Genomic DNA, 21,764 nt, shown 5'->3' with positions numbered 1-21,764 from the left:
TTAAAAACTATTGGTTAAATTTACGTGCTAATGTTTAACAGTTTTTGTAGAGACGTTTTATATAACATCTCTACATTATGTGCTTATTCAGCCCAAGCGATTAATCTGGGTTCGTAAGGACTAGAAAGGTATTTATTGCGAGGTAAGACGCGCAAAGACAAGCCTTGTAAACCAGAGGTGGTGTAAGTGATATTTGCTGTATAAACACTTAAATTCTCTGGGTTTTGCCCTTGATAATCCATTACTACAGGTACAGCATTAACAATATCCCCATGGGCATCTATAGAACCTTGATATAGTTCTACTTGTACATCATCGTTACTCAAAGTTGCTAAATCAACTTTAGCTTTGACGGCTACGGTTTGATTAACTTTAATGTCTGATGCTGCGGATACCTCAAGATCCTTAATTCTGATACTAAACCAGTGTTCGCCTAATTTCGCCTTCCAAGCCGCTAATTCCTTGGCTGGGACATAATTGTCAATAGTTAAGGTATGATAGCGATCGCTGGCTGGGAAATAGGCTCTGACTGCATATTCTCGCACCATCCGGGCTGTATTAAAAAATGGACAATTCAAGCGAATTGCATCTTTCATTTTTGCTACCCAAGGACGAGGTAAGCCATCACCATCACGATGATCATAGAATAAGGGGATAACTTCCTTTTCTAGTAACTCATAAAGGGCGTTAGCTTCTATTTCATCTTGGTAATTAGGATCTTCGTAATTTTCTCCGTGGCCAATAGCCCACCCGGTGCGGACATAATCTGCTTCATCCCACCAACCATCAAGTACACTTAAATTGGGTAGTCCATTCATAGCAGCTTTCATACCACTTGTACCGGAGGCTTCTCTAGGACGACGGGGAGTATTTAACCAAATATCACAACCTGCTACCATTAAACGGGCGATGTGAATATCGTAGTTGGGAACAAATACTACCTGTTTTTCTAAATGGTGTTCCCGGATAAAGTGATTGATATCCCGAATCAATTCTTTACCAGGGATATCTTTGGGGTGAGCTTTCCCCGCAATTACAAACTGGACTTTGCGGTTTTTGTTACTCAATAAAATTCGTTTAATGCGGTCTAAATCACGCATCCATAAGGTAGCGCGTTTATAAGTAGCAAAGCGACGAGCAAACCCAATTGTTAAAACGTTAGGGTCAAGCACTTCCTGGGCTTGGGCAATATCGGAGGCAGATGCACCGCGATCGCGCAGATGTTTAACTAAATGTTCCCTAACGTACAATACCATATCCAAACGGCAGCGTTCATGATTCCGCCACAATTCTTCGTCGGGAATTGCATCCATTCGTTCCCATAATTGGTTATCTGCTGGTGCTGATGACCAATTTGGACCAAGATAGCGATCGTACAATTCTTGAGTAGATTTAGCTACACAACTACGGGCATGAACACCGTTAGTAATAGCGGTAATTGGCACTTCGTCCACAGGAACTTTTTGCCACAAGCCTTGGAACATTTGTCGGGAAACAACGCCATGTAATTGTGCTACACCGTTAGAGAATGTTGCCATTTTCAGGGCTAATACTGCCATACTGAAGGGACTGGACAAATCACCAGTATTTTCTCGTCCCAGACCTAAAAACTGCTCCTTGGGTAAACCAAAGATATCTGCATAATAGCCCAAATAATGCAATATCTTATCAGGAGAAAATAAATCAATACCTGCGGGGACTGGTGTGTGAGTAGTGAAAATATTACTAGAACATACCACCTGTCTAGCTTGTCTGTAATTTAGTCCGGCTTCTTGAATGAGAATGCGAATGCGTTCCAAAGCCGAGAAAGCAGCATGGCCTTCATTCATGTGGTAAGCAGTCACTTCATAACCCAAGGCCTTGAGCATTTGCACACCACCTATGCCCAGCATAATTTCCTGGTGGATACGCATATCTATATCACCACCATACAATTGGTCGGTGATATCATGGTCATAAGCCTTGTTAGGTTCGATATTGGTATCAAGCATATACAAGGGGACTGTTCCCACTTGCACACGCCATACTCGTGCATATACCTTGCGTCCTGGGTAGTCTACCGCAATTCGTAATTCTGAACCATCGGCATTGCGCTCCAAATGCAAAGGCATATTATAGAAGTCATTGATGGGATAGCGTTCCTGCTGCCAACCATCTGCATTGAGATACTGAGCAAAGTAGCCCTGTTGATACAGTAAACCTACGCCCACTAGCGGTAATCCCAAATCACTAGCTGATTTAAGATGATCTCCTGCGAGGACACCTAAACCACCGGAATAGACAGGTAAGCAATCTACTAAGCCAAATTCAGCGGAAAAATAGGCGTAACATTCTTTTTGCGGCTGCTCTCTTTGTTTTTTATACCAAGTCCGCTCCTGCAAATAATCTTCTAATTGCCGGGCTGCTCGGTCTACTTGCGCTAAAAAGCCGTCATCTTCGACAACTTCTAATAATCGCTTTTGGCTGATAGTTCCCAACATTAATACTGGGTTATGGTGGCTTGATTCCCATAAATCGGGGTCTAAACGGCGAAATAGGTCTTTACTCTCCACATTCCAATCAAAATGGAGATTATAAGCTAGTTTCCGCAGGGGTTCTAGTCTGGAAGGTAGTGAAGGAGATACGTTAAAAGTGCGAATTGGCTGCATGGTTTAAAAAAACTTATTTGTGCGGCTATGGTTATTGTTTACTGTTTTTACTTAATGTTGCCAACTCTTTATACTATATTTGTCAACTTTCGATGACTTTGTTAAGAATTGATAATTATTGAATTGCTGAATAAACATTACACTTATAGCTTGTCTGAGTCTACTGGGTTTGTACTGGTTTTACCAAAATTTTACTAAAATTTAATTATGTGCTGTTTATATAGGCAAAATGGCAACATAGCGGTATGCACTGAAATATAAATCCAAAACATAGCTAAAAAGCGATTATGAATCATCAAAATGAAACAAAACTGCTAATTCTTTCCCTGCTGTTTACGACAGCGTTGCTGGGCTTGGGCTTTTGGTTGTGGAATCAATTCACACCTCGCGTTTTTGAGAAAGAAGCTAATGTTTCTCCTGATTCCGATTCTAAACCAGGGCGAATCAGTTTAGGTGAGAAGATTTTAATTACTGATCAAATCAACTCTGATAAGGAAAGAGGAGTACAAGCCTTTGCTCAGGGTAATTTTGATAATGCTAGAAGCAATTTTCAAGCATCTTTGCGCCAAAATCAAAATGATCCAGAAAGTTTGATTTATCTCAATAACTCCCTGGACAATAGTAGTAAATATATCAAAATTGCCGTGAGTGTACCCATCGGCGGAAATCTCAATGTAGCCAAGGAGATTCTGCGGGGTGTGGCTCAGGCTCAAGATGAGGTAAATCGTAATAGTGGCATTAATGGTAAATTTTTGCAAGTAGAGATCGCTAATGATGATAATGATCCCACCCAAACCCAAAAAATAGCGACGCATTTTGTCTATGATTCCAGTATTCTGGCTATAGTTGGACATAACGCTAGTAATGCTTCTATTGCGGCTGCACCAATATATCAGCAGGGAGGACTAGTGATGATTTCTCCTACTAGTTTCGCTCAAAATCTCTCTGGTATTGGTAGCTATATATTTCGCACGGTCCCCAATATTAGTTCCCAGGCCGAACCTCTGGCTGTTTATACCTTAAAAACCGCCCGTAAAACTAATATTGCTTTGTGTTTAGATTCCAAATCTATTGATAATCAATCTTTTAAGGATGAGTACGCCAAAAATATCGTAGCTGGTGGTGGTAAAATTAATCCCACCAAGTGCGATTTTTCCGCTCCTGATTTTAACTCTACTACCATAATTTCTCAATTAATTAGTAGTGGTGCTGATGGGTTGGTATTAGCTCCCTATGTTGGTAGAATTAACCGGGCTTTAGAACTAGCAGCAGCAAATCAAGGTAAGTTAGCGCTGTTTGGTAGTCCGACATTATACACCTTTCAAACATTAAAATCGGGGAAATCTGATATTAACGGTATGGTTATTACTGTACCTTGGCATCCAAAGGCCATTTCTGGTAATCCTTTTCCTGAAAAAGCTAGAAAACTTTGGGGAGGAACTGTGAATTGGCGTTCAGCAACAGCCTATGATGCAACTATGGCGATCGCTAAAGGTTTACAACAAGGTTATACCCGTGAAGCATTACAAAAGGTGCTACATAGTCCAGATTTCTTTGTCAATGGTGCTACAGGCAAGATTGAATTTCAAGAATCTGGTGATATTAAGGGTAAGGCAATATTAGTCAAAGTGCAACCAAGTAAAAACTCAACTGCTAACTATGACTTTTTCCCCTTGCAGGGAAAATAAATAGTGAGATGATGTTATTAACCATTTCAATTTGTTGCTTGGGTTTGACTGCGTTCTACCCAACCTGCGGGACTTTTTTGATCATGTTTTCATAACTTTATTAAGAATTGTTTCCATTCAATTAATATCCCCAGCAGGGGCTTTCCTGCCGTTCGCCCCTAGGCGGTTTTCCATTGAATTAATGTCCCCAGCGAGTGGGGACAAACAAACAATAGACATTAACAATCAAATAGACGATTGTTTCCATTCAATTAATGTCCCCAGCGAGTGGGAACCCCTCAATTTTAAACCCTTACCCGGCAAAGTGTCTAGAGACAGTTTCCGACAGCGAAGCGTGGCGTTAGCCTTATGTCAGGAAAAAAAGTGGTAAAACCACCAATCGAGAGCGGGAAAAAACCCCCGAAACCCTTACCCAGCAAGCGACCCAAGTTCCCAACGCCAAAATCAACATTTGGTTCAAAAATTACCGGTTGTTCAACTGGAGGAATTAGTAACGCACCTTGTTTAGTTTGAGCGATCGCCATTACCCCAAAAATGTTAAATTAATATACAGCGTTTTCCGCTCTGATGAGGTACAAAGTTGAATCATGAAACTCTTGTGGTGCGGGCATCTTGCCCGCTAAATATGTACCTCATAACACTCTTGTAGTGCTGTATGTATTAGTAAAGGTCAAATAAATGACGAGATTTATACATGACCAATTCGCCAAAGATTATTTAGAAGAACTGCTAAAACCTTATGGAAAAGTAGAAGCACCCAGTCATGTATCTGGAGAAGTACGAGAAATAGATGTATTATTTACACCATTTCCTGAACAAAAAGCGGATATAGCATCATTAGGTTTATTAGGTAAACTAGCCACCACACTAGCCATATTTGAACCATTTCGCAACCCAGCCTCAACAGAAGAAATATGTGATTGTCTATTAAAATCATTAGAAGTTAGAGGTGCATTAAAACGAGAAGCAAAACGTAATGCAACCAAAATAGCAGAAAGTAATTTTCCTAAATTATGGATTCTCACACCCACAGCGTCTAAGAAACTGCTATCAGGATTTCATGGTATATTGGAATCAGATTCTTTACCAGGAATATACTATTTACCAGAGTCTTTCCGCGCAGCAATTATTGTCATTCATCAATTACCACCTATTCCAGAAACATTGTGGTTAAGACTTTTGGGAAGAGGAACGGTACAAAAACGAGCAATTGATGAATTAGCTGCGTTACCATCAAATCAGCCTTATGTAAAAATCACATTAGAATTACTGTACAACCTGCAACAGAACTTGAGAATAAATCAAAGTCCAGAAATAGAAGCAGAAGATAGGGAGTTGATTATGAGATTAGCACCACTTTATCAACAAGAGCGAGAACTCGCTAGACAAGAAGGACTACAAGAAGGAGAACAACGAGGCCTACAACAAGGAGAACAACTTCTGATTATCCGTCAGTTAAATCGCCGCATTGGTACAATGGACTCATCATTGATTCAACAAGTCCAAAAATTACCTGTTGCACAACTAGAGGAATTAGGAGAAGCCTTGTTAGATTTTACCTCAGTTACAGATTTACAAACTTGGTTACAATCTGTTAGCTAATCTTTTTCAAAAGACCGTTTATGATGTTTTCATGACTTTATGAAGAATTGAAAACTTTTTGATTTTTCCCGCCGAAAATTGGTATTAGGGGCTTGACAATTGATTTTGAATTTGTTATCATAAACTCGATGAGGAAGAACTATCTTACAACCAAATATTGTTAAACTCTGGAAAACCGCCCAGGCGCTATATTACCCACCATTCCCATCTTAGCTTTAATATACATATCGAAACAATCGAGGAATAGAATGGCGTTAAAAACCATTAATAATCATGATGTAACAGTTTCGACATATAGACAAGTAGGTTAACACAATAAAACCAAACTCTGTCAAGAAAAGTAGGCGTTGCTGAAACCAGGTATAAATTTAGGTGTAGAGACGAGAATCCCTACATGAGGAACGTCTCTACAAGGGTTTTGAAATCATCAAAAATCATTTTCATACCTCAAATCAACAACGCCGAAAAGTAACATGATTGAAAACTTCTTCACCCTTGCAAGAGTGCTATAACGACAATTTTTTGTTATCAACCATTTTAATTTGTAAGTTGGGTTGAGGTACGAAACCCAACACAGTCTATAACTATATGACATTTACAGCAAGTAGCTTTGAGTGAGGTACACCTTGTGCGGGCAAGATGCCCGCACCACAAGAGTTTTATTATTAATATTTGTACTTCATAAGATCGGGAACTGCTGTAATGTTGAGGTACGAAACCCAACACAGTCTATAAGTATATGACATTTAATGTTAAAGTACGAAACCCAACACAGTCTATAAGTATATGACATTTAATATTGGGGTTTCACTTCGTTCTACCCAACCTGCGGAACTGCTGTTCCTATTCCCTCGCCAAAGGTACAAGATATAGGTAAGATAAATTAGTTGCTATTTACCAAACCTCCGGGAGTTAGTTCTATGTTGAGTTTAAAAATTGCTGTTTATATCGTTGTCGGCTTGTTTGTGAGTATCTTCATCTTCGGGTTTTTGTCTAATGACCCAGCCCGTAACCCCGGTCGTCAAGACTCAGAATAAATATACAACAAATCACTCCTAGTGGCCGGAGGGTAGAAACAGGCTAATATGTAATTCAACCTTCCGGCTATTTTTTGCTTTTTGATCAGCTTAATTGCCTCAAAATATGTTTCATCCAGCCCTTCCACCTCAACCACCGCCAAATCTTGTATCGTCAAAACCTGTTTCTGATCTCGCTGCTACTGCTGTTATTAAGGTAAAAAATGATCAACAAAAACTGATCATCGATGGTAAAAATCAACAAGATCGGTATCAATCAACTACCAAGCCAGTCAACGATTCTCCCTTATCCCGACTAGAAAACTCAGGTGGGGAATTTTCCATAATTCAAGGTCAAAAACGCAAAATTATTTATATTATAGCCGGACAGCAGGTTTTAACAGGAACATCAACACCCCCGGTAGAAAAAAATTACGTAAATTTACAGGAATCAGGGAGAAAGGTTGATCTATTGGTTGGTGAAAAGACACCATCGTTACCAGTACAAAATCTGATTGAATTTAAACTGCGTCATCCTCAAGATCAGTCAAAACCTGATAATTTAGCAGTTCCCCCGTTACCGCAAATTTCAGAAACGACGAAAATATCACCGCAAAAAACAAGAATTGTGGAGGTAATTGCCGATCGCCAAGAGTATGATCAAGAAAGGCGAATTGTCACGGCTGAGGGTAATGTAGTAGTCAGGTTTGATGGTGCGGTAATTGATGCTGATACCCTACATATCAATTTAGATAATTTGATGGCGGTGGGGGAGGGTAATGTGGCTTTAACCAGGGGTAATCAGGTATTCCAAGGACGACGTTTTACTTATAATTTTATTCAAGATAGTGGTGATCTAGAAAACGGTAAAGGTGAACTTTATATCCCTACCACCGCAACGGATTTTGCTTTTTCCCCAAGTCTCCCTACAGATATTACCGCAGGTGGTGTACCTAGTCGCCCTTTGAGTTATCGGCTTCGCGCTAATCAACCTCTAACTGGTGTTAATAGTCCCGGAGGGATAGAATTTGGTGTTAGTGGTCAATCAGACGCGCGAAATGTTTCTGTACCTAAATCTGGTGGTGTCCTCAAGCGGTTACGATTTGAAGCCCAATATATCGAATTTTATCCCCGTGGTTTTCAAGCTCAAGATGTGAGAATTACTAATGACCCTTTTTCACCCCCGGAATTGGAAATCAGGGCGGCTAAGGTGACTGTGACGCGAGAAGCACCTTTAATAGATAGGGTGACTACCCAGGGTCAACGGTTAGTTTTTGATCAAAAGGTCGTTGTTCCTATTCCTGTGAATAGTCGCAAAATAGATCGTCGGCCACGACAGGTAAATCCCACTATTGTTTCTGTGGGTTTTGATAATGGTAAACGCGGTGGTTTGTTTATAGAACGAGCTTTTGAACCAATTGATAATGATCAGACTCGCTGGACTATTACACCCCAGTTTTATGTACAAAGGGCTGTAGAAAATGGTGGTAATGTAGCTAATTTGTTTGGTGTAAATACTAAACTGAATGCTGTTTTGAGTCCTAAAACTGTTGTGGAGGGTACGGGAGAGTTAACTAGTTTTGATTTTGATCAGGTGGAAGATACTTTACGCGGGAGTTTGCGATTACGCCAAAGTTTGGGTAATGTCAAGCCTTATACATTAAGTTTAGAGTCTAGTTACCGCGATCGCCTTTACAATGGTAGTCTGGGGTATCAAACTGTACAGAGTAGTATTGGTGGAATTATTACTTCTCCTAGGATTCCTTTGGGAAAAAGCGGTATAAATATTAGTTATCAGGGTGGCGCACAGTATATAAATTCTAACACAGATCGTCAGGATTTACTCTCACCACTACGCAAAAATGATCGCATTTCTCTAGGGCGTTTCCAAGGTAGTGTAGCATTGAGTAGTGGGATCAAATTGTGGACTGGGAAACCCTTAGCAGCTACTGCCAAGGAGGGATTAAAATATACATCTAATCCTGTAGTACCGTATTTACAAGCGATCGCTGGTATCACAGGAACTAGTAGTTATTATAGTAGTGGTGATAACCAAGGCACTGTCACTGGTACTATTGGTTTAATCGGCCAAATTGGCCATTTTTCCCGTCCTTTCTTAGATTATACTGGCTTTAACGTCAGTTACTCCCAAGGCACTAATAGCGGTTTATCACCCTTTCTTTTTGACCGTTCAGTTGATAACAAAGTTCTCAGCACTGGTATTTCTCAGCAAGTTTATGGACCTATTCGCTTAGGTTTACAAACATCCATTAACCTAGATACATGGAAAGAGATCAGCACCGATTATACATTAGAATATAGCCGTCGGACTCATGGTATCACCCTTCGTTATAATCCAGTGCTGCAATTAGGTGGTTTTAGTATCCGTATCAGTGATTTTAATTGGACTGGTGGTACAGATCCATTTGCTAATGGACAAGTTAAACCAGTGGTTGGTGGTGTAGTCGGTGAGGAAAATTAAGCTTCAGCGGAACTATAATCGGGAATTAAACCACCTTTTTCGGTAATTTTCTTCGCTGCATCTAAAAGATACTCATAATAGGTGTGAGCAATAATAGATAACTGCTTACCAGCAGGATAAACCATATACCAATCCCGTTTAATTGGAAAGTATTGGACATCTAAAATGCTAAATTCCGTAGTTTCGGTTAATAATGTATGACGGGATAATACAGAAATACCTAAGCCACCAGCAATAGCTTGTTTAATCGCTTCATTACTTCCCAACTCCAACTTAACTTTGACCTTGACCCCATGTTTCTCAAACAGAGTTTGGACAGCGCTGCGAGTCCCTGAACCCGGTTCACGCATAATAAACCGTTCTTCACCCAAACGTTCAATAGGAATATTTTTTTCCTTTGCTAAGGGATGATCTGCGGGTGCAAAAACTACCAGCGGGTTTTCTAGAAATGGCTGGAAATTGACATCAAAATGATCGGGAATTTGACTCATAATATATATGTCGTCTAAATTATTCATCATCCGATCTAAAATCAGTTCATGATTTGTGACCTGGAGAGAAATATCAATGCCGGGGTAAAGCTGACAAAAAGGACCCAACAATCTAGGTATAATATACTTAGCAGTAGTAATTACCGCCAGTTTTAATTGTCCTTGTTTTAATCCTTTTAAATTGGCAATGGTCATTTGAAACTTGTCCATAGTCTCAAAAATTTGCCGACAAGTAGCAAATAATTCCCGTCCCGCTTCTGTCAAGTATAAACGCTTTCCTACCTGCTCAAATAATGGCAAACCCACTGATTTAGTTAGCTGTTTGATTTGCATGGATATGGTAGGTTGAGTCAAAAACAACTCCTCCGCAGCGCGTGTAAAACTACCATGCCGTGCCGCAGCCTCGAACACCTTCAACTGGTGCAATGTCGCTTGGTTCAAGGTTATTCCCCTCTGATAACAATTTATATATACTACAGTATTACGTAGCAACAAATTTTTTTTAAGTGTTATTTATACAAATATTGTATAAAATCAATATGTTTAGCTAGTGCAGACAGGGAATTAATTCCCTATCTGATATTTAAAATACCTTAAAAGCGGACGATTATGATGGTATTACTTAAGTATTTTAACTTAGCTTGATCATGAATTTATCGTCCAATTTCTACATTTTCAAGGATACCAAGTGCGTCAGGTACAAGAACAGCTGCGGAATAGTAGGTACTAATGAGGTAAGAAATAATCGCTTTTTCGCTGATACCCATAAATCGGACGGATAAACCAGGTTGGTATTCATCAGGGATACCAGTTTGATGTAGGCCAATGACCCCCTGATCTTGTTCTCCAGTTCGTAACACAAGAATGGAACTAGTTTGGTACTTAGTAATAGGAATTTTATTACAGGGAAGAATAGGTACACCGCGCCACGCTATTACTTTAGTACCATCTATTTCCATATTTTGCGGATAGATACGGAGGCGGTTACATTGCTTACTAAAAGCGGCAATAGTGCGAGGATGCGCTAAAAAAAACTTTGACTTTCTACGGCGAGTCAGCAGTTCATCTAAATCATCAGGGGTGGGCGGTCCACTGCGGGGATAAAGACGTTGTTTAAAGTCGGCATTGTGTAGTAAACCAAATTCACGGTTATTAATCAATTCATATTCTTGTCGTTCCCGTAATGCTTCGATAGTCAGACGCAATTGTTGTTCTGTCTGATTCATCGGTTCATTGTAAAGGTCAGCAACGCGAGTATTGATTCTTAAGATAGTTTGGGCAATACTTAACTCATATTCACGGGGTGATAGTTCATAATCAACGAAAGTAACTGGTAATTCAGTCTCTCCAGTATGCGCTGAAGATAAAGCAATAGCAGCTTCACCGTATTTATTCTGTGGCAATTGGGTACGGGCGACAATTTGATCAATATGAGCCTGTAACGCTTCCGACTGGTTAAGGACTTCCCTAAATGCTTGTTGTGATAGTGTTAATACAGTACATTGTGTAACAGCTTTAACTGTAAACTTCCACATACTTTGAGACTCTACTAAAATCTGATCACCAAAATGATCACCATCAGCTAACGCGTTTAAGAAAGGTTGCTCCTCATATTTAGCAATCCCGATTTTATTGACTTTACCATGGGCGATGAGAAAAAGCTGCTGGGCAGGCTGACCCGATTGTACTATAATCTCATCAGGTGTGAACTCTTGTTGTACAAAACGACTAGCTAAAGCCGTTAAGACTTGAAGATTATCAAATCCTCGCAGCAAGGGTAATTGACTAAGTTCTTGGGGAATTACTTGTACCGTTGCTCCTGTATTAGTGCAAGTAATTCTTCCATCACCTAAAGTATAAGTTAAGCGACGGTTGACTCGATAAGTTCCACCTTTGATTTGCACCCATGGTAACATCTTTAACAACCACCGTGAGGTAATTTCCTGCATTTGCGGTGCAGATTTGGTTGTTGTTGCTAAGTTGCGGGCAGCTGCTGTACTTAAACTTTGTTGAGGCTGTCTACCCTCAACATCCAAACCCGAATCATTAGAATATGTCATCTTATCCTCTAATCACTGACAAATATACTTAATAAAATGAGAGGTGAAGGTAATCAGACTTTGATCGATCAAAAATTACTGGATTTAACGCTGAAAATAGGGCGTAATTACCAATTAATTACCTTCACCTCTGAAAACTAATTAAACTAATTAGCGACCGATTTCTACATCTTCAAGAATGCCAAGTGCGTCTGGTACTAAAACTGCTGCGGAGTAGTAAGCTGTAATCAGGTAAGACATAATCGCCTTTTCACTGATACCCATAAAGCGCACAGATAAACTAGGTTGATATTCATCCGGGATACCAGTTTGGTGTAAACCGATAACGCCTTGTTTTTCCAAACCGGTGCGGAGCAAGAGAATAGAACTGGTACGGTTATTGCTAACAGGTATTTTATTACAGGGAAAAATAGGTACACCACGCCAAGCCGGAACTTGTTGTCCACCCATGTCAATGCTTTGTGGATAAATGCCCATACGGTTGCATTCACGAGCAAATGCAGCGATAGTCCGAGGATGAGCTAGGAAGAAACTGGGGTCTTTCCATACTGTAGCTAGTAATTCATCCATGTCGTCGGGAGTAGGTGCGCCTGTGCTACTGTAAATGCGTTGTTTGAGGTCGGCGTTATGGAGCAACCCAAATTCGGGGTTGTTGATCATTTCGTGTTCTTGACGTTCCCGTAATGCTTCCACCGTCAGACGCAATTGTTGTTCGGTCTGATTCATTGGTTCATTATACAAGTCAGCAACGCGAGTATTGATGCGTAAAACGGTTTGGGCGATGCTTAAATCATATTGACGGGGTGAGAGGTCATAATCAACGAAAGTACCCGGTAAATCAGCCTCACCGCGATGTCCTGCTGATACATTAATCGCTGCTTCACCTTGTTCAGTTTGTGGTTGACTCAGGAGAGCGCGGAACTTGTCAACTTGACTTTGCAAAGCTTCAGATTGGTTAACGAGTTGTGCAAATGCACTTTGAGGTAATGCTAAAATGATACATCTGGTGACAGCTTTGAGCGTATACTGCCAGGTATCTTGAGATTCTACTAGAGATTCATCACCAAAATGATCACCATCAGCTAATACATCTAAAACCACTGGCTCGTCATATTTACCGAGACCAATTTTGTTAACTTTACCACGAGCGATCAGTAATACTTGATTCGCATCTTGACCAATTTCCACAATTACGTCCCCCGCAGCAAATTCCTGTTGCACAAATTGGTTCGCTAAGGTGGTTAAAACTTCTATGTCTTCAAACCCTCTGAATAAGGGTAATTCCGTTAATTCTTGGGGAATTACTTGTACAGTTGATCCGGTGTTAGTAAAAGATACTCGTCCATCACCTACAGTGTAACTTAAACGACGGTTAACGCGATAGACACCGCCTTTTGTTTGTACCCATGGTAGTAGTTTTAATAACCACCGTGAGGTAATTTCCTGCATTTGCGGCGCAGATTTGGTGGTTGTCGCCAAATTACGAGCTGCTGCTGTACTTAAACTTAGTTGAGGTTGTTGATTTTCTGAATCATTAGAGTAGGTCATAATTTAATTCTCCACTTTTTTAGTTAGTTAAAAAACACAATTTACTGCAAATTTACGTACTTTAAATCACGGAATTAGTTGCACCAACCAAGGATCTGATATGTGCAGCCGAAGTGCCAAACCCTGTCGGACCGTTGAGTAGTCGCACTATGGGGGAAGCACTATTACGCAATTCAAATTCTTTGTATCGGTCTACCTTTGTATGCCACTTAAGTACACCACACATCCACTGTTCTAATTTCTCAATGTATTTGAGTAGTTTCTCGCGGGTGTTTTTATCCAGGTTGAAATCGTCGAAAAGGGCTGGAAGTTCAGTCTCAACAATGTGTTGAAACTGTTGCGCCCGCGCTGTCATCAGATTATTAACAATCTCAACAGCTTTGAGAAGATCACAGTTAAGGAAATTCTGCACCACTAACACGCAGTTATGAATTTCGCCCTCAAATTCGATTTCTTTCTGATAAGAAAAAATGTCATTAGTGAAACAGGCAAAATCGGCGGCAGCATTTTCCAGCGATCGCATGGGTCGGCTATAATAAATCTGCATTGGTATTTCGCCGCCCTGGGATAGTCTAGACAGACTCATGGTTAAATCAGACCCAAATGTCTTACGACGCATTTCAATATAGTCAATCGGGTCTGGAATCCGATTTTGCGTCTGGTTAGCCAGTTCCCACACCCAACTATCAGTCATATCCTGAATAGCGCGGCGAAATTCGGTACGTGCTGTGGAGGACATTGGTCCTGCGGTGCGAGACCAAATATCCGCCAACCCCTTTTCTACTGGATTAGTTGCTACAGGGGGTGTAGAATTATCTAGAGGCATAAATGCTGACAGTCGAGCATTAAAGACTTTTGCACCTGCCAAGTCGCGGTTATTACCATAGATTGCTGGGAAATAATCATCCGCATAAGTTCCCCAAACCAGCCAACAAGCTGTTAAATTTAGCTCATGCTCAGAACCATTTGGATGTATCCACGCACCGCATAAAGCCACGTCAGCAACATCAAACTTATGGTCATTCCAGATAAAAGCATCAGGAATCTCAGGTAATGATTCTAACATTCCCATCCGACGCGCCCATTCTTTGGAATGATTCCGTGCGGCATCCAAATTAGGATTTAAGGTGGTAGAGAAGGGCATATAAAACTTAGGCAGTTTTACTGGTCCTACAGTTTGATAAGGAACATGAGTAAAACTTTTAAACCTTCTCAAACCCAAAGTAGTGGATAAGGATTCTAGCCGCGCGGCCGATGTTCCTAGCCCAGTAGGCCCACCCAAAGTCACAGATGTACCTGAATTATCCGGCTCTTGCTTGTTCATATAGCGGCTTGACCTCATGTGCCACTCGTGACCACCAGATTGCCAATCTTGAAGTCCTTTAATGTAAAGGAGAACATTCACACGCTCTACTGGATCTACTCCGTACTCCTCAAAAAGAGAGGGTAATTCAGTGACAGCAGTGTTGTCAAATTGGTATAAACGGGAGTTGAGTAGTTCGTTAGTGAGGTTAGCGGCCTCTTGGGTACTCACATTCAAGAAACGCTCAACTACAAGCACACAGTTAGAATTTTCACCTTCCTCTTCCACCTCTCTTTGGTAGGAGAATAGATCATTGCGGAGATGTACACCATCAGCAAATGTGTCTTTTAAAACCCGCATGGGTCTAGTTGCCGCAATTTTAGCCGGAACTTCCACAAAGGCCGCGTGTTCGACTAAATCTGCTGACCAAGGTGCGCCCCCAACTTTCCGCCGCATTTCAATGTATTCAATGGGGTTAGCAATACGATTTTGATTAATATTTGCTAGTTCCCACATTGACTCATCTAAAAGATTTTTGGTACTTTCAAAGAATCTTTGCCGCCATTCTACGGACTTAGTAAAGGCAGTACGAGACCACAAGTCAGCTAAACCGCGCTCTACTGGGTTCGTGGGAAAGGGAAGGTTATCTTGGGGATAAATTGGCATAAATGCCGGTAGTCGGTCAAGATACTCCTTTGCCCCAATTAGATCCTGACTGCGCTTATAGATTTCCAGAAAGTGATCATCGAAAAAGAATACCCATACATACCAATCCGTTACCAGATTCAACTCTGTTGAGGGCGTGTCTGGATGAGTATAAGAACAAAGTAAAGCATAGTCGTGAGCATCAAATTTACGTTCATCCCATATAGGCTCACCTTGGGACTCCTCTTTTGAGCCAAGTATTCCCATTTCATAAGCCCAGGCTTTGGAATGCACTCGTGCCGCTTCCAGGTTTGGATTCAGCCGCGCTGGCCAGGGCATATAAAATGCTGGCAGTTTAAATGGTTGCATTGTCTGTCAGCCACATTGTGTTGATTCACACATAACAACAAAATGATTATTTTATATCCTGGATACTTTTTCAACAATCATTTACAAAAGTTAATTTAATAATATGTAATATTGGGACTCAGTTATTTAAAACCCTTTGACAGAGGGAAATTGATATGGGTTTAGTCGCAAGAACCAATGAAACTATAGGCATTATGCAATTCTTATTGAGAATAAAGATTTTTGTCTAATTTTTTAAAAGCCTTATTAATCAAGGATTTTAGAGATTTATCTCTGACCTGAATTTCAGCTTTACTATTCAACTTATTTAATTTATACTCAGTAAATTACTGTATATATGGTATATTAAAAGTATAAAAATACTCCACTAAAATAGATTTTAGTACGTATGAGTGGAGTATACTGCATAAACTCAGACAGTTTGTATCTTATTTAGATACTCCCAGAGTTAAAACTCAATTCAATGATACTAAGGAGTTTTTATATAAGCACTCATGGGTTCTTTGATAAATCGGATGTAAAGATGTCTAAAGGTAGATTTAATCACACGGGGCATGGCAAAATCTATAGGCATTAATTTGTCGGGTAATTGCCAATCTGTAATTTGTAGTAAATCAGGTGATAAATTAGGAAAGTGAATATCATTTAACTCTGGACATATTCCTAATCTTTGAGAGGCTGCAACTGTGGGAACTTGTGCCGGTGCAACTTGGAGAATTTCTAACATTGCTCTATCTAAAGCAAAGACATTACTAGAAGCTGCTAAAATTTCTAAGTTTCGAGGTTCTCCGGCACTAGGTCCATTACCTTCATGACCAATAATACCATCCAAAATTGTTAAAGTGGGATTAATTGCTCTGGCAGTTTCTACTAACATTTCACCGAATTTATTAGCATCTTTACCAGCTTCTAGATGCCACCAGGCTTTCATTTTACCAGGAACACAACCAAACAGATTTTTTACTCCCAATGTTAGGGTTAATTGCAGATGAGATTTAACTTTGGGAAGGTTAATAACCACGTCTGCTGACATTGCTTCTTTTGATAAAAGTAAGTGATTGAAATTGTCATTTACTGTTTGATAACGTTGGCCATGAAATTCAACAAGTGGTAAATTCAGTTCTGCTAAAATTGGTAATAAACCATTGGCTATTGCTACACCTTTAGCACTACCAAAAGCAGGACTATCCCCTAAAAATGGGTTTCCACCAACTGCAATTACCATTTCAGCAACAGCACGGACTAATTCTGGTCGTGTGGTACATTCTTTTGTAGGCCGAGAACCTGTGAGCAGGTTAGGTTTGAGTAAAACCCGATTTCCTGGTTTCACAAAGGCAGCCATTCCCCCCAAAGGTTCTAGCAGTATTTCCAAAGATTCTTTTAAAGCTTCTTGTTCGTAGGATTTGGCACGAATTAGACTAACAGATGGTTTTGGGGTTTGCATGGGTAATAATATGCGTAATAATTTGGTGACATGATCATAATATAAAGCAAATGGCCATAAAATCAATGTTCCCGGCTTCATCAATTCCATGACTACAACAACTGAAAATTATTTATCTAAATAGTGACAGAAAATCGTTAATACTTGTTCTATTGATAGTTTTTAGGAATACCAACTGGCGATAAACCGGCGATTACTTTCAAGTTTTGACAACGAATTAATTCACTAAAATTCAGTCCAGAACGCTCTTCTATTTTTGCTACAGCTTCAATGGCTGTTAACAAATGTTCGGCGGCTTCGGTTTCTGAATAACCTCGTCTTTGGGCAATACGAATAGCCGCTATATCAGCATTTAATTTTGATTCCTGAGATCTATTCATGCGCCAAATCTGTATGGCAGCTAAAGCAGTTAATCCCCCAGATATTACCATACCTACTACATCAGACTGCACCGCCTCCAATATTCCCCCCATAAACCCCGCTAAAACTACTCCTTGATAAATATTGGGTTGTAACCATTTTACCCCTGTTAACCAGCAAACCATCTGCAATAGCAGTAAATCCCGTTGGGGTTTTGTTAACCGTCGCCACAAATCGAAATTAATATATATCGGTCTTGATTGACTCAAAGGCAGGGGAAAAGCAGCATCTATTACCTGTTTTTGTTCTGGTTTACTGACGATTTTCGTCATCATTCGCCCAGAAGCAGGCATGACATCCAATAAACGACGAATTTCAATATTTGGCTCCATAGCATCCATTATTAGTCATAATTATCTATATTCCGTGGCTATTAAGATTACACTTTATTACACTTTATCACTTTATATTTATATGGACGCTTTTGATCCTCATCCCCCAGAATGGACAAATCAGGCAACTCACGCCTATCAGTTTCATTGTCCCAAATGCCACGCCAGTAGTCGAGAGGCTGTTAATGTGTGGTTAAATAGGCGATCGCCTGTAACTACCGCAGATCGTCTGCGTAAATGGCAAGAATTTTATCATTGTCATTGCGGTTATGTCTGGTGGGCTTGGAGTAATGATCGGCCACCAACAAATTTATCTGCGGAAAAATGATTTTTATCTGATATCCCCGACTGCCTTGAGAAGTCGGGGATCTATCTTAACTAAGACTTTAATGCAACATTTTAATTTAATCTAAATTTAATCTATTAGTTAAATATTTAGGAAAGTTGTGCATTTACTAATTCCCGCAGCCGGAAGTGGCAAAAGAATGGGCGCGAACCGTAATAAACTTTTATTACAGGTACGTTCAAAACCTTTGATTGCTTGGACTTTGTTAGCCGCAGAAGCCGCAAGTTCTATTAGTTGGATAGGAATTGTTTCCCAACCACCCGATTGGGATGATTTTAAATCCATTATCGCTGACTTAAAGCTGAAAAAAACAATAGCATTAATTCCTGGTGGTTCTACTCGTCAGGAGTCTGTTTATAATGGTTTACAGGCATTCCCAACTAATGCGGGACAAGTATTAATTCATGATGGCGCTCGTTGTTTAGTAACACCAAATTTATTTGATGTTTGTTCGGACGCAATTCTAAATTGTTCTGGTTTAATTGCGGCTGTACCTGTTAAAGATACGATTAAAGTTGTTGATGAAAATGGTATTATTACAAGCACACCAGAGCGTAAGCAATTATGGGCGGCTCAAACTCCCCAGGGGTTTGATGTTAATTTGTTAAAACATTGTCATGCTGAAGGTGTACGTCAAGGTTGGGAAGTTACCGATGATGCGGCTTTGTTTGAAAAATGCGGTCTGGAAGTGCGAATAGTTCCTGGGGAGGAGACTAACTTGAAAATTACCACTCCTCAAGATCTAGCGATCGCTGAATTTATACTTAGTCATAGGTAGCAGGCAAGAGGTAAGAGTTTTTTTTAGTGACTAATTTACAAATCTAAAATCCCAAATCTAAAATCTAAAATTCTGAATGGTCAAGAATATATCTATAGCCACAACGATAGAAGCGATTCTTTATTTAAAAGGTAAACCCTTATCTATCAGTGAAATTGCTGAATATGCCAAGTGCGATCGCCCTAGAGCAGAAGCGGGGGTTATCGAACTAATTGAGAATTATGCCCGACGGGATACGGCTTTAGAAGTCGTAGAAACTGAACATGGTTATAGTTTACAACTGCGCTCAGATTTTCATGATTTAGTACAAGTTCTGATACCAGTAGAATTGGGCGTAGGGGCTTTAAGAACATTAGCAGCGATCGCTCTTCATAATCCCATATTACAAAGCGAATTAATTAACATTCGTGGTTCTGGTGCTTATCAGCACGTTCAAGAATTAGTAGAATCTGGTTTTGTTCGCAAACGCCGAGAAAGTGATTCTCGTTCCTACTCCCTGCAAATAACGGCAAAATTTCATCAATATTTCCAAATCGAACAACTTCCTCAAATTTTGACAACTCCAGAAAAAGAACAACAACTAGAACTGAATTTAGAGGATAGTCCCAGCCATTAGGAATCATCACCACACAAACAGAATCCACGCAGGTAGCCTACCATACATTTTATCTATTCCCCGTAGAAAATGCGCTAGTTTACTAATATGGTTTAGAGTAGAATCAGCAGTTAAGCTAATATAAATCGCCAATGGTGTTTGATCCTGACTTTTCGCATGACGACTCTGAGCAACACCCTAATCAACTTCTGAATGATCGCTTTGGGGAAAACCCTAATCAATTACTCAAGTATTTACAGCATCAATCTCCCGAAGTTTTAGCCCGTGTCGCCCAATCTGTCAGCCCCGAAATTAAACAAATCATTTCCCAGAATGTCCAAGGACTAGTGGGGATGATGCCACCAGAGCATTTTCATGTCCAGATTACAACAGATCGGGATAATCTAGCAGGGCTACTGGCCTCGGCAATGATGACGGGCTATTTTCTCCGCCAAATGGAACAGAGAATGCAATTGGAACATTTATCCAATCAATAGTCAACCCCACAGGCGTGTTTATTCATGCCTGTATTTTTATTTATAGCAGTTTTAGGCATTGTGGTATCACTGATGATAATTTGCTGTAACCGCTGCTAACCTCTCCCCTAGATGAACCTATAGATATAAGCAAAATCTTTATCCTATCTTTAAGAATCCGCAACTAAAATCTAAAAATTAGCGATTTGTGGACTTGTTTACATGAAATTTTCCTATTGTTCACTTTGTTTTCTCACATTTTTTAGCACGTTGGGATTATTATCTACACAGCCGCAATCACAAACCGCCAATGCTCGTCCCAGAAATTGCCCTAGTCCGGTTTTAGCTCGTATTCAACGTCATCAGGTAAGCCCTGGTGAAACTTTAGCAGCTATAGCCAGTCACTATCATCTAGCACCAGAAACAATTATCGCTATGAATCCATCCGTGGGGAAGGGGGTGGTAAGTGCGGGAACAACACTACAAATTCCCCCTTTTAATGGCATGGTTGTGGAAATTCCTCCCCATCAAACTTGGCGACAAATAGCATCTAAGTATCAAGTTCGCCCGGATACGGTATTTGAAATTAATGGTTGTCAGGAAAACCCTAAATTTGTCTTTTTACCAATAATTCCAGGTGTAAAATTTCCCCCTAAGATAGCCACAAAAGCTACCACAACCGTGGGTAGTAATGGAAAAATTACTGGTTATCCTCTCCCTAATACTACAAGTGTGGCATTAGGTTATGGTTGGAACTATCACCCCGTGACCAAGGAGGCTGTTTTTCATAGTGGGGTGGATTTATTAGCACCTGTAGGTACTCCTGTGGTAGCGATCGCTCCCGGAATCGTCGTTTTTGCCAAGGAACAGGGTAGTTATGGCAAGTTAGTCATTATTAACCATGCAGATGGCTTACAAAGCCGTTACGCCCAACTTGACGGCATTAAAGTTACTCTAGGTAAAAAGGTCAATAAAGGCGATATTTTGGGAACAGTTGGAACTACAGGACAACCAACCTCTATTCAACCCCATCTTCATTTTGAAATCCGTGTTAACGGTTTCTTGGGTTGGGAAGCCAAAGATCCCAAAGGATTTTTAATTTAAACTCTGTCCATTTTCAAACATCGGGTTTTTCACAAGTTATTCCTGATCATTAACCGCAGATGAATTTCACGATGACGTTGGAAATTTTCTAAGTATATACTATGTATATATAAGTTTTTAATCCTGGTTTAATTCGTGATCGTCTGGAAAACTGAGGACAGGCAAGCGATCACCGCGAAATAATTCCTCACTTGCCTCTCCCAGGCTTACTAAAGCATCACTGGTGGCTTTTTGAGCTATGATCAACATGAGTATAGATACTGTACCAGCTTGCAAAAAACAAGATAGGGGAATGGTGAATGGAATTAAATTTAATCTGGGTTGAGAAAAGAACTGTTGGTTTACAGGTGACATTGTAATTCTTAATAGTTAGTAAATGAATAAATTTTTTCTGCTTTTTCCCAGTCTCTAACTTGA

The 21,764-nt window shown here is 40.1% G+C and carries 17 protein-coding genes; 9 read left to right on the top strand and 8 right to left on the bottom strand.

The features are described 5' to 3' along the window. Nucleotides 1-83: 83 nt before the first annotated feature. Nucleotides 84-2,648, bottom strand: a complete 2,565-nt coding sequence (gene glgP / locus H6F62_RS04775) for an alpha-glucan family phosphorylase (RefSeq protein ID WP_190371457.1) — start codon at nucleotides 2,646-2,648, stop codon at nucleotides 84-86. 287 nt (nucleotides 2,649-2,935) lie between these two features. Between glgP and H6F62_RS04770 the strand changes: the two genes are divergently transcribed. The 4 genes from H6F62_RS04770 (at nucleotide 2,936) to H6F62_RS04755 (ending at nucleotide 9,436) form a co-directional block, all read left to right on the top strand. Next, a complete protein-coding gene (locus tag H6F62_RS04770) occupies nucleotides 2,936-4,336 on the top strand; it encodes an ABC transporter substrate-binding protein (RefSeq protein ID WP_190371456.1) in 1,401 nt (466 codons plus the stop codon). Between the two features lie 678 nt (nucleotides 4,337-5,014). Next, nucleotides 5,015-5,938, top strand: a complete 924-nt coding sequence (locus tag H6F62_RS04765) for a DUF4351 domain-containing protein (protein ID WP_137908138.1) — start codon at nucleotides 5,015-5,017, stop codon at nucleotides 5,936-5,938. 920 nt (nucleotides 5,939-6,858) lie between these two features. Then, nucleotides 6,859-6,975 carry a photosystem II reaction center protein I gene (locus H6F62_RS04760; protein ID WP_071604835.1) on the top strand — a complete coding sequence of 39 codons (117 nt, stop codon included), beginning with the start codon at nucleotides 6,859-6,861 and terminating at the stop codon, nucleotides 6,973-6,975. A gap of 106 nt (nucleotides 6,976-7,081) precedes the next feature. After that, nucleotides 7,082-9,436 (top strand): DUF3769 domain-containing protein, encoded by a 2,355-nt coding sequence (locus H6F62_RS04755; protein WP_190371455.1) that lies wholly within the window; start codon nucleotides 7,082-7,084, stop codon nucleotides 9,434-9,436. Here the strand turns inward: H6F62_RS04755 and H6F62_RS04750 are convergent. From H6F62_RS04750 to H6F62_RS04725, 6 genes are all read right to left on the bottom strand, one after another. Further along, on the bottom strand, nucleotides 9,433-10,368 hold the full coding sequence (locus H6F62_RS04750) for a LysR family transcriptional regulator (protein WP_137908136.1): 936 nt from the start codon (nucleotides 10,366-10,368) through the stop codon (nucleotides 9,433-9,435). The two genes, H6F62_RS04755 and H6F62_RS04750, sit on opposite strands and share 4 nt — an antisense overlap. Before the next feature lie 212 nt (nucleotides 10,369-10,580). After that, on the bottom strand, nucleotides 10,581-11,987 hold the full coding sequence (locus tag H6F62_RS04745; protein WP_028089365.1) for a family 2B encapsulin nanocompartment shell protein: 1,407 nt from the start codon (nucleotides 11,985-11,987) through the stop codon (nucleotides 10,581-10,583). Nucleotides 11,988-12,137: 150 nt separating this feature from the next. After that, nucleotides 12,138-13,535 (bottom strand): family 2B encapsulin nanocompartment shell protein, encoded by a 1,398-nt coding sequence (locus H6F62_RS04740; RefSeq protein WP_190371454.1) that lies wholly within the window; start codon nucleotides 13,533-13,535, stop codon nucleotides 12,138-12,140. 61 nt (nucleotides 13,536-13,596) lie between these two features. After that, nucleotides 13,597-15,852, bottom strand: coding sequence for a family 2 encapsulin nanocompartment cargo protein terpene cyclase (locus H6F62_RS04735; protein WP_190371453.1), 2,256 nt, complete (start codon nucleotides 15,850-15,852; stop codon nucleotides 13,597-13,599). 469 nt (nucleotides 15,853-16,321) lie between these two features. Further along, complete coding sequence (locus H6F62_RS04730) at nucleotides 16,322-17,296, bottom strand: DUF362 domain-containing protein (RefSeq protein ID WP_137908156.1); 975 nt, start codon at nucleotides 17,294-17,296, stop codon at nucleotides 16,322-16,324. 149 nt (nucleotides 17,297-17,445) lie between these two features. Further along, nucleotides 17,446-18,048 carry a DUF3318 domain-containing protein gene (locus tag H6F62_RS04725; protein WP_190371452.1) on the bottom strand — a complete coding sequence of 201 codons (603 nt, stop codon included), beginning with the start codon at nucleotides 18,046-18,048 and terminating at the stop codon, nucleotides 17,446-17,448. Nucleotides 18,049-18,130: 82 nt separating this feature from the next. Here H6F62_RS04725 and H6F62_RS04720 point away from each other — a divergent pair, with 82 nt between their 5' ends. The 5 genes from H6F62_RS04720 to H6F62_RS04700 all read left to right on the top strand — a co-directional run bounded on the left by H6F62_RS04720 (nucleotide 18,131) and on the right by H6F62_RS04700 (nucleotide 21,347). Next, on the top strand, nucleotides 18,131-18,376 hold the full coding sequence (locus tag H6F62_RS04720) for a hypothetical protein (protein WP_137908154.1): 246 nt from the start codon (nucleotides 18,131-18,133) through the stop codon (nucleotides 18,374-18,376). 118 nt (nucleotides 18,377-18,494) lie between these two features. Next, nucleotides 18,495-19,172, top strand: coding sequence for a 2-C-methyl-D-erythritol 4-phosphate cytidylyltransferase (gene ispD, locus H6F62_RS04715; protein ID WP_137908135.1), 678 nt, complete (start codon nucleotides 18,495-18,497; stop codon nucleotides 19,170-19,172). 76 nt (nucleotides 19,173-19,248) lie between these two features. Further along, complete coding sequence (gene scpB, locus H6F62_RS04710) at nucleotides 19,249-19,788, top strand: SMC-Scp complex subunit ScpB (RefSeq protein ID WP_137908134.1); 540 nt, start codon at nucleotides 19,249-19,251, stop codon at nucleotides 19,786-19,788. Nucleotides 19,789-19,919: 131 nt separating this feature from the next. Next, the gene (locus H6F62_RS04705) at nucleotides 19,920-20,264 is read left to right on the top strand and encodes a DUF760 domain-containing protein (protein WP_137908133.1); all 345 of its coding nucleotides are present in this window, start codon (nucleotides 19,920-19,922) and stop codon (nucleotides 20,262-20,264) included. Between the two features lie 201 nt (nucleotides 20,265-20,465). Beyond that, complete coding sequence (locus H6F62_RS04700; RefSeq protein ID WP_137908132.1) at nucleotides 20,466-21,347, top strand: M23 family metallopeptidase; 882 nt, start codon at nucleotides 20,466-20,468, stop codon at nucleotides 21,345-21,347. Between the two features lie 117 nt (nucleotides 21,348-21,464). On the opposite strand, the gene H6F62_RS04695 is transcribed toward H6F62_RS04700, so the two are convergent. After that, on the bottom strand, nucleotides 21,465-21,701 hold the full coding sequence (locus tag H6F62_RS04695; protein ID WP_137908131.1) for a hypothetical protein: 237 nt from the start codon (nucleotides 21,699-21,701) through the stop codon (nucleotides 21,465-21,467). Between the last annotated feature and the right edge of the window lie 63 nt (nucleotides 21,702-21,764).

Source organism: Anabaena sp. FACHB-1391, assembly GCF_014696755.1.
Classification (GTDB): domain Bacteria; phylum Cyanobacteriota; class Cyanobacteriia; order Cyanobacteriales; family Nostocaceae; genus Dolichospermum; species Dolichospermum planctonicum.
This window is presented reverse-complemented; position numbering and strand designations above follow the sequence as displayed.

Excerpts from the sequence above, each read along its gene's own strand:
- glgP (WP_190371457.1), bottom strand. The coding sequence starts at position 2,648 with ATGCAGCCAATTCGCACTTTTAACGTATCTCCTTCACTACCTTCCAGA.
- H6F62_RS04770 (WP_190371456.1), top strand. The coding sequence starts at position 2,936 with ATGAATCATCAAAATGAAACAAAACTGCTAATTCTTTCCCTGCTGTTT.
- H6F62_RS04765 (WP_137908138.1), top strand. The coding sequence starts at position 5,015 with ATGACGAGATTTATACATGACCAATTCGCCAAAGATTATTTAGAAGAA.
- H6F62_RS04760 (WP_071604835.1), top strand. The coding sequence starts at position 6,859 with ATGTTGAGTTTAAAAATTGCTGTTTATATCGTTGTCGGCTTGTTTGTG.
- H6F62_RS04755 (WP_190371455.1), top strand. The coding sequence starts at position 7,082 with ATGTTTCATCCAGCCCTTCCACCTCAACCACCGCCAAATCTTGTATCG.
- H6F62_RS04745 (WP_028089365.1), bottom strand. The coding sequence starts at position 11,987 with ATGACATATTCTAATGATTCGGGTTTGGATGTTGAGGGTAGACAGCCT.
- H6F62_RS04740 (WP_190371454.1), bottom strand. The coding sequence starts at position 13,535 with ATGACCTACTCTAATGATTCAGAAAATCAACAACCTCAACTAAGTTTA.
- H6F62_RS04735 (WP_190371453.1), bottom strand. The coding sequence starts at position 15,852 with ATGCAACCATTTAAACTGCCAGCATTTTATATGCCCTGGCCAGCGCGG.
- H6F62_RS04730 (WP_137908156.1), bottom strand. The coding sequence starts at position 17,296 with ATGCAAACCCCAAAACCATCTGTTAGTCTAATTCGTGCCAAATCCTAC.
- H6F62_RS04725 (WP_190371452.1), bottom strand. The coding sequence starts at position 18,048 with ATGGAGCCAAATATTGAAATTCGTCGTTTATTGGATGTCATGCCTGCT.
- H6F62_RS04720 (WP_137908154.1), top strand. The coding sequence starts at position 18,131 with ATGGACGCTTTTGATCCTCATCCCCCAGAATGGACAAATCAGGCAACT.
- scpB (WP_137908134.1), top strand. The coding sequence starts at position 19,249 with ATGGTCAAGAATATATCTATAGCCACAACGATAGAAGCGATTCTTTAT.
- H6F62_RS04705 (WP_137908133.1), top strand. The coding sequence starts at position 19,920 with ATGGTGTTTGATCCTGACTTTTCGCATGACGACTCTGAGCAACACCCT.
- H6F62_RS04700 (WP_137908132.1), top strand. The coding sequence starts at position 20,466 with ATGAAATTTTCCTATTGTTCACTTTGTTTTCTCACATTTTTTAGCACG.
- H6F62_RS04695 (WP_137908131.1), bottom strand. The coding sequence starts at position 21,701 with ATGTCACCTGTAAACCAACAGTTCTTTTCTCAACCCAGATTAAATTTA.